At 37.5% G+C, this 15,131-nt stretch carries 25 protein-coding genes; 4 read left to right on the top strand and 21 right to left on the bottom strand.

Annotation, left to right across the window (positions count from 1 at the left end; genetic code table 11):
* Window positions 1-5: 5 nt before the first annotated feature.
* The 17 genes from CYP28_RS08770 to CYP28_RS08690 all read right to left on the bottom strand — a co-directional run bounded on the left by CYP28_RS08770 (window position 6) and on the right by CYP28_RS08690 (window position 7,508).
* Entirely contained in the window at window positions 6-191 is a 186-nt protein-coding gene (locus tag CYP28_RS08770) for a type Z 30S ribosomal protein S14 (protein WP_002941532.1), read from the bottom strand.
* A 1-nt stretch (window position 192) separates the two neighbouring features.
* Entirely contained in the window at window positions 193-738 is a 546-nt protein-coding gene (gene rplE / locus CYP28_RS08765) for a 50S ribosomal protein L5 (protein WP_002941643.1), read from the bottom strand.
* Window positions 739-743: 5 nt separating this feature from the next.
* Window positions 744-980, bottom strand: a complete 237-nt coding sequence (rplX, locus tag CYP28_RS08760; protein WP_103571563.1) for a 50S ribosomal protein L24 — start codon at window positions 978-980, stop codon at window positions 744-746.
* Window positions 980-1,348, bottom strand: coding sequence for a 50S ribosomal protein L14 (rplN, locus tag CYP28_RS08755; RefSeq protein WP_021091075.1), 369 nt, complete (start codon window positions 1,346-1,348; stop codon window positions 980-982). Before rplN ends, rplX begins: the two co-directional genes overlap by 1 nt.
* Complete coding sequence (gene rpsQ / locus CYP28_RS08750; RefSeq protein WP_021091107.1) at window positions 1,348-1,599, bottom strand: 30S ribosomal protein S17; 252 nt, start codon at window positions 1,597-1,599, stop codon at window positions 1,348-1,350. Before rpsQ ends, rplN begins: the two co-directional genes overlap by 1 nt.
* Before the next feature lies 1 nt (window position 1,600).
* Window positions 1,601-1,795, bottom strand: coding sequence for a 50S ribosomal protein L29 (gene rpmC, locus CYP28_RS08745; protein WP_002941625.1), 195 nt, complete (start codon window positions 1,793-1,795; stop codon window positions 1,601-1,603).
* On the bottom strand, window positions 1,782-2,207 hold the full coding sequence (gene rplP / locus CYP28_RS08740) for a 50S ribosomal protein L16 (RefSeq protein WP_021091116.1): 426 nt from the start codon (window positions 2,205-2,207) through the stop codon (window positions 1,782-1,784). The genes rpmC and rplP overlap by 14 nt, the downstream gene beginning before the upstream one ends.
* 2 nt (window positions 2,208-2,209) lie before the next feature.
* Window positions 2,210-2,908 carry a 30S ribosomal protein S3 gene (gene rpsC, locus CYP28_RS08735; protein ID WP_002941650.1) on the bottom strand — a complete coding sequence of 233 codons (699 nt, stop codon included), beginning with the start codon at window positions 2,906-2,908 and terminating at the stop codon, window positions 2,210-2,212.
* Window position 2,909: 1 nt separating this feature from the next.
* Window positions 2,910-3,242 carry a 50S ribosomal protein L22 gene (gene rplV, locus CYP28_RS08730; protein ID WP_009295259.1) on the bottom strand — a complete coding sequence of 111 codons (333 nt, stop codon included), beginning with the start codon at window positions 3,240-3,242 and terminating at the stop codon, window positions 2,910-2,912.
* 11 nt (window positions 3,243-3,253) lie between these two features.
* Window positions 3,254-3,535 (bottom strand): 30S ribosomal protein S19, encoded by a 282-nt coding sequence (gene rpsS, locus CYP28_RS08725; RefSeq protein WP_002941639.1) that lies wholly within the window; start codon window positions 3,533-3,535, stop codon window positions 3,254-3,256.
* A 2-nt stretch (window positions 3,536-3,537) separates the two neighbouring features.
* Complete coding sequence (gene rplB, locus CYP28_RS08720; protein ID WP_103593888.1) at window positions 3,538-4,371, bottom strand: 50S ribosomal protein L2; 834 nt, start codon at window positions 4,369-4,371, stop codon at window positions 3,538-3,540.
* Window position 4,372: 1 nt separating this feature from the next.
* A complete protein-coding gene (locus CYP28_RS08715; RefSeq protein ID WP_002941535.1) occupies window positions 4,373-4,654 on the bottom strand; it encodes a 50S ribosomal protein L23 in 282 nt (93 codons plus the stop codon).
* 1 nt (window position 4,655) lies between these two features.
* Window positions 4,656-5,270 carry a 50S ribosomal protein L4 gene (gene rplD / locus CYP28_RS08710; protein WP_021092445.1) on the bottom strand — a complete coding sequence of 205 codons (615 nt, stop codon included), beginning with the start codon at window positions 5,268-5,270 and terminating at the stop codon, window positions 4,656-4,658.
* Window positions 5,267-5,845, bottom strand: coding sequence for a 50S ribosomal protein L3 (rplC, locus tag CYP28_RS08705; RefSeq protein ID WP_103593887.1), 579 nt, complete (start codon window positions 5,843-5,845; stop codon window positions 5,267-5,269). Before rplC ends, rplD begins: the two co-directional genes overlap by 4 nt.
* Window positions 5,846-5,865: 20 nt before the next feature.
* Window positions 5,866-6,174, bottom strand: a complete 309-nt coding sequence (gene rpsJ / locus CYP28_RS08700) for a 30S ribosomal protein S10 (RefSeq protein ID WP_009295257.1) — start codon at window positions 6,172-6,174, stop codon at window positions 5,866-5,868.
* 428 nt (window positions 6,175-6,602) lie between these two features.
* Window positions 6,603-7,142: a tetratricopeptide repeat protein gene (locus CYP28_RS08695; RefSeq protein ID WP_103593886.1), complete on the bottom strand. Its 540-nt coding sequence runs from the start codon at window positions 7,140-7,142 to the stop codon at window positions 6,603-6,605.
* Between the two features lie 15 nt (window positions 7,143-7,157).
* Entirely contained in the window at window positions 7,158-7,508 is a 351-nt protein-coding gene (locus CYP28_RS08690; protein ID WP_103593885.1) for a hypothetical protein, read from the bottom strand.
* A 149-nt stretch (window positions 7,509-7,657) separates the two neighbouring features.
* Here CYP28_RS08690 and CYP28_RS08685 point away from each other — a divergent pair, with 149 nt between their 5' ends.
* The 3 genes from CYP28_RS08685 to CYP28_RS08675 all read left to right on the top strand — a co-directional run bounded on the left by CYP28_RS08685 (window position 7,658) and on the right by CYP28_RS08675 (window position 10,236).
* On the top strand, window positions 7,658-8,752 hold the full coding sequence (locus CYP28_RS08685; protein ID WP_103593884.1) for an ATP-binding protein: 1,095 nt from the start codon (window positions 7,658-7,660) through the stop codon (window positions 8,750-8,752).
* Between the two features lie 78 nt (window positions 8,753-8,830).
* Complete coding sequence (locus tag CYP28_RS08680) at window positions 8,831-9,685, top strand: S-adenosylmethionine tRNA ribosyltransferase (RefSeq protein ID WP_103593883.1); 855 nt, start codon at window positions 8,831-8,833, stop codon at window positions 9,683-9,685.
* Window positions 9,685-10,236 carry a ribonuclease HII gene (locus CYP28_RS08675; protein ID WP_103593882.1) on the top strand — a complete coding sequence of 184 codons (552 nt, stop codon included), beginning with the start codon at window positions 9,685-9,687 and terminating at the stop codon, window positions 10,234-10,236. Before CYP28_RS08680 ends, CYP28_RS08675 begins: the two co-directional genes overlap by 1 nt.
* A gap of 45 nt (window positions 10,237-10,281) precedes the next feature.
* Here CYP28_RS08675 and tpx read toward each other — a convergent pair whose 3' ends face one another.
* The 3 genes from tpx to CYP28_RS08660 form a co-directional block, all read right to left on the bottom strand.
* Window positions 10,282-10,806 (bottom strand): thiol peroxidase, encoded by a 525-nt coding sequence (tpx, locus tag CYP28_RS08670; RefSeq protein ID WP_103593881.1) that lies wholly within the window; start codon window positions 10,804-10,806, stop codon window positions 10,282-10,284.
* 14 nt (window positions 10,807-10,820) lie between these two features.
* Window positions 10,821-11,963: a trans-sulfuration enzyme family protein gene (locus CYP28_RS08665; protein WP_103593880.1), complete on the bottom strand. Its 1,143-nt coding sequence runs from the start codon at window positions 11,961-11,963 to the stop codon at window positions 10,821-10,823.
* A 216-nt stretch (window positions 11,964-12,179) separates the two neighbouring features.
* Complete coding sequence (locus CYP28_RS08660; protein WP_103593879.1) at window positions 12,180-12,635, bottom strand: DIP1984 family protein; 456 nt, start codon at window positions 12,633-12,635, stop codon at window positions 12,180-12,182.
* Between the two features lie 99 nt (window positions 12,636-12,734).
* On the opposite strand from CYP28_RS08660, the gene CYP28_RS08655 reads away from it, so the two are divergent.
* Window positions 12,735-13,901 (top strand): MalY/PatB family protein, encoded by a 1,167-nt coding sequence (locus CYP28_RS08655; protein WP_103593878.1) that lies wholly within the window; start codon window positions 12,735-12,737, stop codon window positions 13,899-13,901.
* 538 nt (window positions 13,902-14,439) lie between these two features.
* Here the strand turns inward: CYP28_RS08655 and sodB are convergent.
* Window positions 14,440-15,057, bottom strand: coding sequence for a superoxide dismutase [Fe] (gene sodB / locus CYP28_RS08645; protein WP_072595214.1), 618 nt, complete (start codon window positions 15,055-15,057; stop codon window positions 14,440-14,442).
* Window positions 15,058-15,131: the final 74 nt, after the last annotated feature.

The following is a 15,131-nucleotide window of genomic DNA, read 5'->3' as shown; positions in this document are numbered from 1 at the left end:
CTTCCTTACCAACTTGCTTTTTTAAGACCAGGTATTAGGCCTTCGTTAGCCATTTTTCTTAGACAAACACGGCAAATTCCAAAATCTTTATAAACAGAGTGCGGACGACCGCAAATTTGGCATCTAGTATAGCCACGAACCGCAAATTTTGGCTTGCGTGCAGCTTTTGCTATCATTGATTTCTTTGCCATTTTACTTTCCTTTTGCAAACGGCACACCAAATAGCTCTAGCAATTTGAATGCCTCTTTATCGTTTTTAGCCGTAGTAGCAATCGTAATATTCATACCATGAGTTCGTAAAATTTTATCATACTCAACCTCTGGAAACATTAGCTGCTCGCTAAGACCAAAGTTATAGTTTCCACGTCCATCAAAGCCATTTTTTGGAAGACCACGGAAGTCTTTAACTCTTGGAAGAGCAACACTGATTAGCTTATCTAAGAAAGCATACATTTGCTCTTTTCTTAAAGTTACTTTGATACCAACAGGAAAACCTTCGCGAACTTTAAAGCCAGCAACTGATTTTTTAGCATCAGTGATAACTGCTTTTTGTCCAGCGATAAGTGAAATGGTATCAGCCATATTTTGAAGCACTTTCTGATCTTTCGCAGAGTCTCCAGCACCTACACTGATCACGATCTTCTCGAGTGCAGGGATAAGCATTGGATTTTTGATGTCAAATTCTTTTACGAGAGCTGGCTTGATAGTTTCGTTAAATTTATCTTTTAATCTACTCATATCTCTTATCCTTCAACTTTCGCGACGTTTGATATGTCAATTGGCATCTCTTTATTTACGTGACCACCATTTGGAGTTTTTTCGCTTGGTTTGATAGCTTTTTTAGCTACTTTGCATCCCTCAACTACAACCTGACCTTTTTTTGCAAGAACTGCTAAAATTTTACCAGTTTTGCCTTTATCGTCACCAGCGATGATCTTAACAGTATCGCCTTTTTTGACTTTAAATTTTACATTAGCCATTATAAAACCTCCGGAGCTAGCGAAACAATCTTCATAAAGTTAGCATATCTAACTTCACGTCCAACTGGTCCAAAAATACGAGTGCCGACTGGCTCTTTTTTGCTATCAAGTATAACAGCTGCATTCTCGTCAAAGCGGATTAGCGAACCATTATCTCTTTGAACCTCTTTTTTAGTTCTTACAACAACAGCTTTTACAACTTGTCCTTTTTTGATCTTACCATTTGGAAGAGCTTTTTTAACAGAGCAAACTATGATATCGCCAAGTGTAGCGTATCTTCTTTTGCTGCCGCCAAGAACTTTTATACACATTAACTCTTTTGCACCACTATTATCAGCAACTGCAAGTCTTGTAAAACTTTGAATCATTACTCAACTCCCTTTGCCAATACAGCTTTTAAGCGAAAATTCTTGCGAGCTGAAAGTGGTCTGCACTCGATCGCAACAACCGTATCGCCTGCTCTTGTCTCATTTTTCTCATCGTGAACTAAATATTTTTTAAAGCGTTTTACAAATTTATGGTATCTTGGATGCATAACGCGTCTTTCTACCAAAATAGTAGCTGTTTTATCTCCAGCTTTTTGTAAAACAACACCTTGAATTTCTCTTTTTAATGCCATTTTACGCCCCTTGTCTTGTTGCACTAATTGCAGTGTTGATCTGAGCTATCTCTTTGCGAACAGCACTAATCTCATTAGGGTTGCTTAACTGCATAGTTTTTAGCTTTTGTCTTAAAGTAAATAAAAGCACCTTTTTCTCTTTTAGCAACGCGTTTAATTCTGCAACGCTCTTATCTTTTAACTCAGTATATTTCATTTTCACTCTCTCGCGTTACAAATTTTGATTTGAAAGGAAGTTTGTGTAAAGCCAAAGTTAGAGCTTCACGAGCCAACTCTTCGCTAACACCAGCCATTTCAAATATTATACGACCAGGTTTGATATTCATAACCCACTCTTCAACTCCAGCCTTACCTTTACCCATACGAGTTTGTAGAGGTTTTTTAGTAAGTGGCTTATCAGGGAAAACCCTAATCCAAATTTTAGCCTGTCTTTTTACATGACGAGTTAGAGCTTGACGAGCAGCTTCTATTTGGCGAGAATTTATTCTACCAGCTTCAACAGCTTTAAGTGCAAATTCGCCAGTTGCTAAAGATGCTCCACGAGTCGCATAACCACGGTTGCGACCTTTCATTTGCTTACGAAATTTCGTTCTTTTAGGCATCAACATAATTATTTACCTCTTCTTGCTCTACGTGTTTTCTTAGGCGCCTCTTCTTCAGTTTTCTCAGGTTGAACACCTTTTTGAAGAACCTCACCTTTAAAAATCCATACTTTAATACCTATGTTTCCATAAGTCGTATGAGCCTCAGCTACACCGTAATCGATCTTTGCTCTAAGAGTATGAAGCGGAACGCGACCTTCTAGATACCACTCGGTTCTTGCCATCTCAGCACCACCTAAACGACCAGCAACTGAAATTTTGATACCTTTAGCACCTGATTTTTGAGCGCCTTGGATAACTTTTTTCATAGCACGTCTAAATGCGACACGCTTTTCAAGTTGCATAGCTACGTTTTCAGCAGCAAGTTGAGCTGAAGCTTGAGCTTTTCTTTCTTCTTTGATATTTACATTTACTTCTTTACCGATAAGTTTGCTAACTTCATTCTTTAGGTTTTCAACATCTTGACCTTTTTTGCCGATGATGATACCAGGACGAGCTGCAACTACGGTTACACGAAGTTTTTTAGCCGTTCTTTCGATTAGAATTTGGCTAATTCCTGCATAGTAAAGTTTTTTCTTTAAAAATGCACGAATTTTGTAATCTTCACCGATATTTTCAGGAAGACTTTGTTTGGTTGGAAACCATCTAGATTCCCAGTTGCGGTTAATTCCTAGTCTAAGACCTATTGGATTTACTTTTTGTCCCATATTATGCTTCCTTCTTTTCAGGTTTAGATACTTCTACCATTACATGAGAAGTAGGTTTGCGAATTTTGCTCGCTGTTCCTCTTGCTCTTGGTCTAAATCTCTTTAATACAGGACCAGCGTCAACGCGGCAACTAGTTACTACAACCTCTTCTGGCTCAAATCCGCCATTTGCTACTGCTGAGCTAATAGCGTTTGCTATAAATTTAGCACCACGATTTGGCATAAATTGCAAGCTTGCAAGTGCTAGCTCGGCATTCATGCCTTGAACTTCTCTTGCTATAAGTCTTGCTTTTGTAGGAGAAAGTCTTACGAATTTTATAATTGCTTTACTCATATTATCTCCCCTTACTTGCCGATTTTCTTTTGCACTGAGCCTTTGTGACCCTTAAATGTGCGTGTTGGAGCAAATTCGCCAAGTTTATAGCCTATATGATTTTCTGTAACATATACAGGAATAAAGCTCTTGCCATTATGAACGTTAAATGTTAGTCCAATCATTTCAGGTACAATCGTGCTACGTCTTGACCAAGTTTTGATTGGTTTGTTATCGTTTGCATTTTTTGCGGCAATAACTTTTTTCATTACATGATCATCTACGAAAGGACCTTTTTTGAGTGATCTTGCCATCTCTATTTTCCTTTCCTTCTTGAAATTATAAGCTTATCGCTAGCTTTTTTACGGCGAGTCTTAGCACCTTTAGTTGGTTTACCCCATGGAGTAACTGGGTGACGGCCTGAATTTTTCTTACCTTCACCACCGCCGTGTGGGTGATCAACTGGGTTCATAGCAGAACCACGTGTTTGTGGGCGAACACCGCGGTAGCGATTACGTCCAGCTTTACCGATAGTAATGTTAGCCCAGTCTTCGTTGCCAACTACACCGATACTTGCCATACACTCAGCTAGTACTTGTCTCATCTCGCCACTTGGCATTCTTAAGATAACATACTTCTCTTCTTTACCCATTAGCTGAGCATAACCACCAGCTGAACGAGCTATCTGAGCGCCTTTACCAGGTTTTAGCTCTACGTTATGAACGATAGTACCAACTGGGATAAATCTTAGTTTCATAGCGTTGCCTGGCTTAATATCTAGTGAACCCTCATCGATAGATGCGATAACATCGCCAACATTTAGGCCATTTGGTCTAATGATATAGCGTTTTTCACCATCTTTGTAAGCTATAAGAGCGATACGGCAGTTTCTGTTTGGATCGTACTCGATCGCTTCAACTTTACCCTCTATACCAAATTTGCGACGTTTAAAGTCGATGATACGATAAAGTTTTTTTGCACCTGCTTCTTTGTGTCTTGAAGTTATACGACCATTATTGTTTCTACCACCAGTTGCAGGTAGTTTAACAAGCAAGCTTCTAACGCTTGGTTTAGCTGTTATATCTTCAGAGCTTAGTCCAGTCATATATCTACGACTAGGTGTATATGGTTTATATGATTTTATAGCCATCTTACGCCTCCGTATTTTCTAGGCTTACGCCTTCAGGTAACTTAACGTAGAATTTCTTTATCTCGTCACGTTGGCCTGCTCTTCCTCTAAAACGCTTAACCTTGCCGCTAATTCTAAGTGAATTTACGCGAACAGGCGTTACTCCAAAATACTCTTGTAAAACCGCTTTTAAGCTGTTTTTTGTAACTCTTGGTGAAGTTTGGATAACAACAACGCCTTGTTCTTGAAGGCCTAGAGTTTTTTCTGTATAAATAATTGTTTTGATATCAGTTATATCCGCCATTTTAGCCCTCTTTTGTTATAGTTTTTAGTGCAGCTTTTTCAATGATAACCGAACTAAATGTAGAGACAAGATAAGCATTTACCTCATTTGCATCTACTACATAGCAGTTTGCTAAATTTCTAAAAGCAAGTAGTGTTTTATCGTCTAGTAAATCTTTAACGATAAGTGCGTCTTTTACTTTTAGATTTTTGATGATATTAGCTGCATCTTTTGTCTTTCCAGACTCGATTGAGATGCTATCTACTGCGAAAATTTTACCATCTTGTGCTTTTACTGCCAAAGCGTACTCAAGAGCTAGTCTTTTTTGTTTTTTATTGACTTTTTGAAAATAGTTTTTCTCGTTTGTTGGACCAAATGCAACTGCACCGCCTACCCAAACGTTAGTTCTAGTTGAACCCGCTCTTGCACCACCACGTCCTTTTTGTCTCCATGGTTTTTTACCACCACCGCTTACAAAAGCACGGCTTTTAGTATGAGCCGTATTTGCTCTTATACCAGCAAGGTAAGATTTTACATAAAGATATAGGTTGTGCGGATTTACTTCAGCGTAGCTTGCAGGAAGCTCTAACTCGCCTGAATTTTCAAATTTATCGTTTAATACGTGAATTTTACTCATTTTACAATCCTTATTTTACCCATTGCACCATTGTGACCAGGAACGCAACCTTTTACAACTACGATGCCATTTTGAGCGTCAAAGCTTATTAGCTCGTTTTTAACAGTAACTTTCTCATTGCCCATGTGTCCTGCCATTTTCATACCTGGTTGAACACGACCTGGCCATTCGCAGTTACCGATTGAACCGTGGCGTCTGTGGAAACGTGAGCCGTGGCTTTTTGGACCACCACCGAAACCATGTCTTTTTACCACACCTTGGTAGCCTCTACCTTTTGAGTTAAAGCTAACTTTTAAAATTTTAGCCTCATTTAATGGCGTAAAGTCTAGGTTTCCAACTTCGCTATTGGCTACTTCAAGCGTAGCAAATTTGTTAAATTCTGCAGTCAGATTGTATTTCTTTTGCTGACCAGCGATAGCTTTGTTGCTTGCTTTAGTGTGGGCATATGCTACGATAGCACGTTTGTTTTCGTCGATCTCACATACTTTAGCCTCAACTAGCTTAAGTAGTGTAACTGGCGTACTCTTCGTGGCAATCGTTCTACTCATGCCTATTTTTTCTACAATATATTCCATACTCTTATCCTTTTGTCCGCTTATTTCATCGCACGAACTTCGACATTAACTTCTGGAGCTAGGTCGAGTTTTGTTAGGCTATCTACAGTTTCTGGAGTAGCAGCTACGATGTCAAGCATACGAGCGTGTATTCTCATCTCAAACTGCTCACGTGAGTCTTTGTTGATGTGTGGAGATTTTAAGACTGTATAGCGTTTGATCTTTGTAGGCATTGGTACCGGGCCACGAACGTCGGCACCTGTTCGTTTGACAGCTTCTACGATTGCTGCAACAGTGCGGTCTAGAACTCTATGGTCGTAAGCTTTTAGCTTTAACCTGATTCTTTCCATGTGTTTTCCTTTAAAAAGAACTTGTCGCAAACTCGCGACCTCTTTACATCAAAATAACCCGCATAGGATCAAGCGATCGTACGAGCAAGACATAGGTCTTTCGTAAAGAGATAGGGATTTTACAAAAAAGCCATTATAGTTGTCAAGAAAAACGTTATTTTTTGATGAATTTTGATTAATTATTTCCTTTTAATAAGGAAGCTTTTATAAATTTAGAGGAAAATCTGAAGCTAGAAATTTAAATTTTATTTTTAATAAATTCGAGCTGGTTTACCCGAGTACAAATCTGACTCGGGTAAAATTTGGACTATTTTAGCAATTCATACATATCGCAAGCTTCTTGTAAATCTTTTTTTACGTCAGAATCATTCTTCTTTATAAGCTCGCAAGTTTTCTTATAGTATTGTGCAGCTTCGTCATTTTCGTGATCATACGTGATCATATTTATAAAGAATTGTAGCTATATCATTGCACGCATACGGATATCCGTCGTCGCAAGACTTGTCATAATACTCTCTACTTTTTTCTCCATCTTCGCGCACTTTTCTAAAACTATATACATCGTACCCTCTAAAATACATCTCTCCTAATCTATAATACAACTCATCAAGCTTGCCGTCATAAGCCGTGTTGAATAATTCAAAAGCTTTTTTATCGTCTTTCTCAACGCCTAGCCCTTCAAGATACATATATCCTAGGTAAAAGTAAGCCTCTCTAACAAAAAACTTATCCTCTTTTTTAACGTTATCTTTTTTGCAAGCTTTTTCAAGGAAAAATTTTGCTTTTATATAATCCCTAGGAATATTATCGCGAGAGCCAAAATCTCTACCAAAAAGATAGCTTTCGCCATAACTAAGACAAGTATAGACACTTCCGCCCTCGCACTCCTTTTTATTCTCTGAAAAATTTTCTCCTCCTGCAGATACTAAATTTGCCAAAACCACCAAAACTAAAATAGCTTTTTTCATTTTTATCCTTTGAAATTATTTTTGCACCCAATGCGCCAAACACGCAAATATAAGTATTACTACAAGCAATAAGCCTATCAAGATAGGAACCCCTATCTTTTCATCTAGTTTATCGCGGCAAGTTATCACTTTGTGAATGATATAACCGACGACTATAATAACTACAATGCTTAAGCACGAAACTTTTCCGTCTAATATATTTGTAGCTATACCGCCGATAATACCGCTAAAAATCGACAAAGAAACCTGAACGAAAGCTTCATTTTTTTTGTCATCTTTTACGTTTCGTGTTTCGCCATCTTTCTTGCCATCCTCTCCGCCTTTTTGGGTAGAGGCTTCGTTTTCATTGACTGAATTGTCCGACACATTGCTCCCTTAAAATAAATTTAATACATTCTATCCCCTTCCTACTTAAAAATCATTAAATTTGTCCTTGTTTTTTGGCGCCAAATTTTAATTACTTTCCTCTTTACAAGGAAACTTCGCTATAATTTTCCAAATTTTAAAGGCTAAAAATGCAAACTCTAAACGCGCTTTATCAAAATCCGCCAAAAAACGTCAAATTTATAAATAGAAAATTTGAGATCACCGCACCCAAAACGCTGATAAAAGGCGGCATAGGAAGCGGCAAAACCTCGCTCGTCACGGGCTTTTTATCGGCATTTGAGAGCAAAGAGTATTTATATGTAAATTTAGGCGACCTTCGCATAGACGCGGATGATATTTTGTCAAATTTGCCCGAGTTTTTACGCCAAAATCCGCAGATAAAAATTCTAGCGATCGATGATTTCGAGCAGAAATTTTGGGATAAATTTGGGCCGATTTTAGAGCTAAATTTGCAAAATTTTATCGTCGCCTCTGGGTTTAAAGACGCAAATTTAAATGGCTTTAGCGAGCTAAATTTGGATTTTTTAGACTACGAAGAGTTTATCGCATTTTTTTCAAAAAAGATCGATCCAGAGACGCTTTTTAGCCACTTTTTGCTTCACGGCAGGAGCCCCGCGTCGGCCTTTTGCGACGCCGAAAATGTTACGGTAAATCTACAAACCGCGCTAAAATCCTCACTCTCCGACACACAGCTAGCCGTACTAAAAGAGTGCGCGAAAGCTCAGGCGCAAAACGTGAGCGTTTTTGAGATTTTTAGTACGCTAAAATCCGCCCGCAAAATCTCAAAAGATAGCGTTTACGGCGCGCTTAGCGAGCTGGAAAACATGAGTGCGGTTAGCCTAGTAGAAAAATTTAACGAGCCAAACGCCGCGAAAAGGCTTTATTTTAACGACTTTGCATTTAAAAGCGCGATAAGCCTAAAAAAGGACTTTGCTAAAAATTTTAACAACACTGTTTTTTGCGAGCTAGCCAAATTTAACGAGCAGATTTTTTATACAAAAGATATTGATTTCTTCCTTAATAAAAGGAAGATTGCGATCATCTGTGTGCCGTTTTCTGCACCAGAGATCATCTTTTTGAAATTTAAAAAACTCCACGCAAGCTTAAAAGAGCTGGGTGTAAGTAAGCTTCAAATAATTAGCGTCGCAAACCAAGCTGAGCTTAGCTTTGAGGGCATAAAATGCGAAATTTTGCCATTTTCTAGGTGGAGTCTAGGTTTATGAATTTAAACCTTTATTTGATTATTGTTTTAAAAGCTTAAAGTAAAGAAGCTATAATCAACAAAACTATGAAGGACGGACATGAGAGCATTTATTGGGATTTTTATACTTATAGTAAGCTTATTTGGCTATGAGATAAATCACGAAAACTGGGCAAAATTTTATAAATTTATTGGTGAGGCAAATGGTATAAAATTTGAAGTTTATATGAACTATTTTAAAGATGAATTTGAAAATTTCAAGCAAAGCAAGAGCTTTAAAGTGCCGGCCAAGATAAGCGGACATATCTTTTTTGATGGTACAAAATACGACTACGAAAAAGGTAATCTTGAGCAAAATAGCAGTGAAATTTCATCGCTAAATGCTGTATCTGATAAGATAAATTTAGACGTTAAAAATGAAAATGGCGAGCTAAAGGGCAAAATAATCGTTAAAAACAAAGCCTATAATGCGACTATCAAAAAAGAAAAAGAGTATGAAATGCTAAATATTGGCATACAAATGACCGAAGCAAACGGCACGAGATACGAAGCTATAATTAACGATATATTTGCCAAAGAATCGGCTAAAAAAAATAAAAATAAATTACTCTCGATACTTTATGACCTAAAAAGTGAGCGTAAAAAATGGCCAAATAACCAATTTGAGAGCCTAGATAACATCTACTATATAAATGACAAAATAAAAAGCATCTGCACCTATAAAAATAATAAAACTAGCTGCGATGTCGTCTTACTTAAAACCAACAAAAAGCTAAAGTTAAAGCAGATTTTTAAAGATATGAACGACCCTCATCTAAAAGCAATCCTCGCAACAGCAGGTGTTAGCGAAAATTTTGTACTTTCGCCACTTGGGCTTACCTTTTTAAACGAGGAGCAAATTAGCGTGCCACTTGATGAGCTAAGACCTTACTTTAGCGATGAAATCGGGCTTTAATGGTAAAAATTTGTGGCATAGATGAGGCTGGACGTGGGGCTTTAGCTGGGCCTTTAAGCGTAGCGGCCTGCGTGCTTAATAAAGAAATTTCAGGCCTAAACGACTCCAAAAAACTAACCGCAAAAAAGCGTGAGGAGCTTTTTAAAGAGATCATAAAAAGCTCAAATTTTCTCATCATCTACTTCTCAAATGCGCAAATAGACGAACTTGGGCTAAGTGAGTGCTTAAGACGAGCGCTCAAAATTTTTAAGGCGCACTTTGAGGGTTTTGAGATCATTTATGATGGAAATTTAGACTATGGCGTTGGTATCACAACGATGATAAAAGCTGACAGCAAAGTCGCTGGGGTAAGCGCTGCTAGCATATTAGCTAAGGTTAGCCGTGATAGTTTGATGAAAGGCTGGGATAAAATTTACTCAAAGTACGGCTTTGCTGGGCACAAAGGATACGGCACAAAGGCACATTTAGAAGCCATTGCTAAGTTTGGCTATTCAAGCTTTCATAGAAAAAGCTTTGTAGTAAAATCTTTTGAAAAATCTCTATTTGACTAAGATTAATTATCTAAGCATCAAATAGATGCTTAGATAACGTCCTTTTTAATGGCAGCCACAATCACAACTACCACTACTTTTAATAGCATCAAATACAGCATCGTAGTTTGGCTCTTCTGTCACTTCAGGGACGATTTGTTTGTGAATTATTACGCCATCATTGATGACAAATACCGCTCTTGCAAGTAGTCCTTTTAGTGGGCCATCGCTCATTAAAACGCCATAGTTTTTAGCAAATTCTCCGTATCTAAAGTCACTTCCAACATGTAAATTTGCTATGCCTTCAGTCGTGCAAAATCTACCCATCGCAAATGGCAAATCATTTGAAATGATGCTTAGTTTTACGCCGTGTTTGCCAGCTACTTTTTCGTTAAATTTACGAGCCTCTGCTGCGCAAACGCCGGTATCAAGTGATGGTAAGCAAACAAGGACTTCTACGCCATTATTTCCACCTACACTAAACTCGCTAAGATCTTGTGCTACGACTTTTGCTTCAGGCGCATAAGAGCCTACAAAGACCTCGTTTCCACTTAAATTTACCTCACTACCTTTAAATTTTGTAGTTGCCATATCTATCTCCTTTATTATTTTTTTGCTTTTTTAAATGCTTGATCAAGATCTGCTATTAGATCATCAGCGTTTTCGATACCGATTGCTAGGCGAAGCAAGTTTTGCTTTATGCCGATCTTATCTAGCGCCTCTTTTGGATATGCCTCATGTGTCATCGTCGCAGGCCTGCAAATGAGGCTTTCTACGCCGCCAAGGCTCACTGCTAGATCAAAAATTTCTAGTGCTTTTACAAATTTATTTACATCATATTTTTCATCTAACTCAAATGAGATAAGTGCACCAATGTCGCTTGCTTGAGCCTCTTGCATCTTTGCCTCTTGCTCGCTATATGAGCCGGCAAAATGCACCACGCTAACGGCGTCATTATTCTGTAAAAATTTAATTATTTTATGAGTATTTTGCGTTTGTCTATCAAACCTAACGCTAAGCGTTTTAAGCCCACGTATTAGGTAGTATGCGTCCATCGGGCTTATGATGCCACCAAGTGTGTTTTTAGCAAATTTTATCTTATCAGCCAAAGCATCATCGTTTAGCGTGACGATACCAGCGATCACATCAGCGTGTCCACCGATATACTTTGTAGCGCTATAAACCACGATATCAGCTCCATGATCAAGCACTCTTTGATAATAAGGCGTTAAAAATGTGTTATCCACGATGACTAGAGCGCCTTTTTTGTGAGCGATCTTTGAAATTCTAGCGATATCTGTCACTCTTAAGAGAGGATTTGACGGAGTTTCGATGAATATCGCTGCCACATCGTCACTTATATCATCTTCGCTTAAAAAATTTAGATCATCTATAAATTCGCTCTTTATGCCGTGGCTTTCAAAAACAGTCGTGACATATCTATAAGTGCCGCCATAAACATTGCTATTTAGTAGGACCTTTTGTCTCGTTTTTATAAGGCTAAGTGCAGCTGCTGTTGCTGCCATGCCCGAACCAAAGCTAAAAGCGTATTTGCTGCCTTCAACCTTTGCAAAAATTTCATCAAATGCTTTTTTTGTAGGGTTGTTGCCACGTGAATATGCAAATTCTTGAAAATTTTCAAGATCATCTTGCACAAATGTACTTGCTAAAAAAATAGGCGGAATGACCGCTTTATTTGGATTATTCTTAGCTTCAATGCCCTTTACGATCAAGGTGTCAAGTTTCATAAATTTCCTTTTAAAAATTTATGAAATCTTACATAATAAAGATTAATCTTCCCCAAACCCACCCAAAACGTAGCTAAATCAGTAAGTGGTAGTAACATTTATTTTTAAGAATGCATTTTTTAAATTGCTGGGATAAATTTAAACTTTTGCTCTCTCCCCGCAAGCCTAATAAATTTTTCTTTTTACTCGCCTTTAGCTACATTTTCACCATAAATTTTACTCTACAAGATCAACTTGCCAGTTTGCCTCTTGTAGCTTCATATCTAGCTCTCTGATCTCTTTGGATAGCTCGTCTATTTGCTTTTGAAGCATAGCCACATCAACACTACTTAAAATTTTTATCTCACTATTTGAGTAAAGATCGACCTTTTGGCTTGCGCTTTTGGCAAAATCCCTAAGTACACTTGCTTTTTGGCTTAGCGTATCTTTTTTAGCGATCATTTCAGTTAGACTCGCGCCTTCAAATTTTGCACTTGAGTTTGTTAAATTTATAGCCAAGATCAGTCTAAATAGCTCATCGCTTAGCCTATCAAGCTCTTTTAAAAGAAGTTTTGGATCTTCACTAGGTCTTTCATTTTCTTGCATTTTTGCATTATCGAGTAACCTACCTTTTAGCTGCTCTAAACGTTTTTGTGTATCAGCTCTTAAAATGAGAGCCTGAGCTAATTTCATCATTTTTCCTTTTGAAATATTAAATTGAGAGAAAATTTCAAATTATATTAGTATCTTTTGGGTTATAATTGATTTAAAATTTTATTTTAAGGAAAAGCTATGAAGTACGATTTTGATACGCTTATTAGCAGAGATGGCACTAACTCATCAAAATGGCGAATGAAAAATGATGTTTTGCCAATGTGGGTTGCTGATATGGATTTTAAGGCTGCACCTGAAATTTTAAATGCCCTACAAAAGCGTCTTGATAATGGCGTCTTTGGCTACTCATTTATCCCAAAAGAGTGGAACGAAGCGATTAAAGGCTGGTGGAAGAGGCGTCATAATGTTAGCTTTGAAAACGAATGGATGTGCTTTTGCACTGGCGTTATACCAGCGATTTCTACTACGATTAGAAGATTTAGCAATCCAGGAGATCAAATTTTAGTTCAAGCTCCCGTCTATCACGTATTTTTTAACTGCATCAAAAATAATGGCCGTGAAATTTTATCAAATGACCTTGTCTATAAAGATGGCTCTTATGAGATTGATTTTGAAGACCTTGAAGCAAAGCTAGCTCAACCACTAACAACTATGATGCTTCTTTGCAATCCACACAATCCAATAGGAAAAATTTGGGACAAAGAGACGCTTAAAAAAATAGGCGAGCTTTGCTATAAGCATGATGTTTTGGTTATCAGCGATGAGATCCACTGCGACATAACTGATCCTGGTCTAAGCTATGTTCCATTTATTAGCGTTAGTGAAGAGTGTAAAAATAACTCAATCACATGCATCTCGCCTACAAAAGCCTTTAACATAGCTGGCCTTCAAAGCTCAGCCATCATCACGCCAAATGAGCAGATACGTGCAAGAATAAATGCGGCTGTAAATTATGATGAGATAGGTGAGGCAAACGCATTTGCAATAACTGCGACAATAGCGGCATTTAACGATAGTCAAACATGGCTTGATGAGCTTAGGGAGTATCTTTTTGAAAACAAAAAAATCGTTATAAATTTTATAAAAGAGCAAAATTTACCAGTAAAACTTCTGCCTTCAAATGCGACTTATCTTTTGTGGCTTGATTGTAGCGCGTTTTGCGAGGATTCGAGCGACTTTATGAATTTCTTGCGTGATAAAGCTGGACTTTGGCTAAATGATGGCAATGCTTACAGGGGAGATAGATTTTTCCTCCGTATGAATATCGCAACCCAAAGAGCCAGAGTGCTTGAGGGGCTAAAACGCTTACAAAATGGTATAAATTTATACACTTCAAAAAGATAAATTGAGTAAATTTGGCAAGGTGGCTTTGAAATTTAAGCTACCCTTGCCTGATATGAAATAGTTACCCGTAGTATTTTTAAAGCAGTAAATATTGCCCCACCTTTCTTTAATATCATGATAGTTTTAATCTTAAAAGCGAAGTATTTCACTCTGGCTTTTGTAAATTAAATAGAATATTTACTTGGTTGCAATAGGGCAAGCTATAAGTCTAGTTTTTTGCCATTTTACTATTTCGCAAGCACGCGTTAGAGTACCAAAAGAGTACCATAGGCACTTGGGAGTTATTCTTTTTTAAACATTAACGTGGCTTTGGCTTATAAATTTAGCAGCGGTTTAAAATTTTCAACAAAGTAGAATTTGAAGTTGAATTAGCTCACGCTAGCTTTAAATTTAAGAGAAATTGTTTGCTAAAACAAAATTTTGAGCCATTTTTGAAGTTGCAATTTCTTTTAAAACAAGGTAGTTTTTGCTGACAAATTTGATGATTTTAAAATTAGATAAAAGCAGAAATTTAAAGGCGGGAAAGCCCCGCCAGATATTATTTATGAAGCTCTTTTGTGTAAAACTCAACTGAGCCAAGGCCCTCTTTTAGCGCCCACTCGTAAGCTTTGCTTACAAATTCCCAGTTTATATTCTCATAAAAAGTCTCTAGGTATTTTGGACGAGCGTTGAAGTTGTCGATGTAGTAAGCATGCTCCCAAACATCAACAACTAGAAGCGGTACTTTGCCGTCGCTCACTGGAGTTTTTGCATTGCTAGTTTGTACGATCTCTAGCTTTTTACTGCTTGGATCAAATACAAGCCACGCCCAGCCTGAGCCAAAAAGCGTTGTAGCTGCTTTTAAAAATTCCTCTTTGAAATTTGCAAAATTTGCTTCGATCGCAGCTTTTAGCTCGCTTGACATCTCGCTTTTTTTAGCGATGCAGTCCCAGTAAAAGTCGTGGTTGTAAACTTGAGCAACGTTGTTATAAAGCCCACCTTCGCTATTTGTTAGAATTTCATAAAAAGATGCGTTAGCAAATTTTGTATCTTTTATAAGATTGTTTAAATTTGCTACGTAAGTTGCATGATGCTTGCCGTAGTGGTATTCACAGGTTTTTGCGCTAACTACTGCATTGCTATTTGCATCAAATGGAAGTTTTCTAAGTTCAAACATAATAATTCCTTAATAATAAAATTTGTTGTTTCGTATTATAGCCATAAAAAATTAATAAATAAAAATCTTTTAAA

Source organism: Campylobacter concisus (genome assembly GCF_002914195.1).
GTDB classification, from domain to species: domain Bacteria; phylum Campylobacterota; class Campylobacteria; order Campylobacterales; family Campylobacteraceae; genus Campylobacter_A; species Campylobacter_A concisus_M.
The sequence above is the reverse complement of the archived record's forward strand: the minus strand, read 5'-3'. Positions and strand labels throughout refer to the sequence as shown.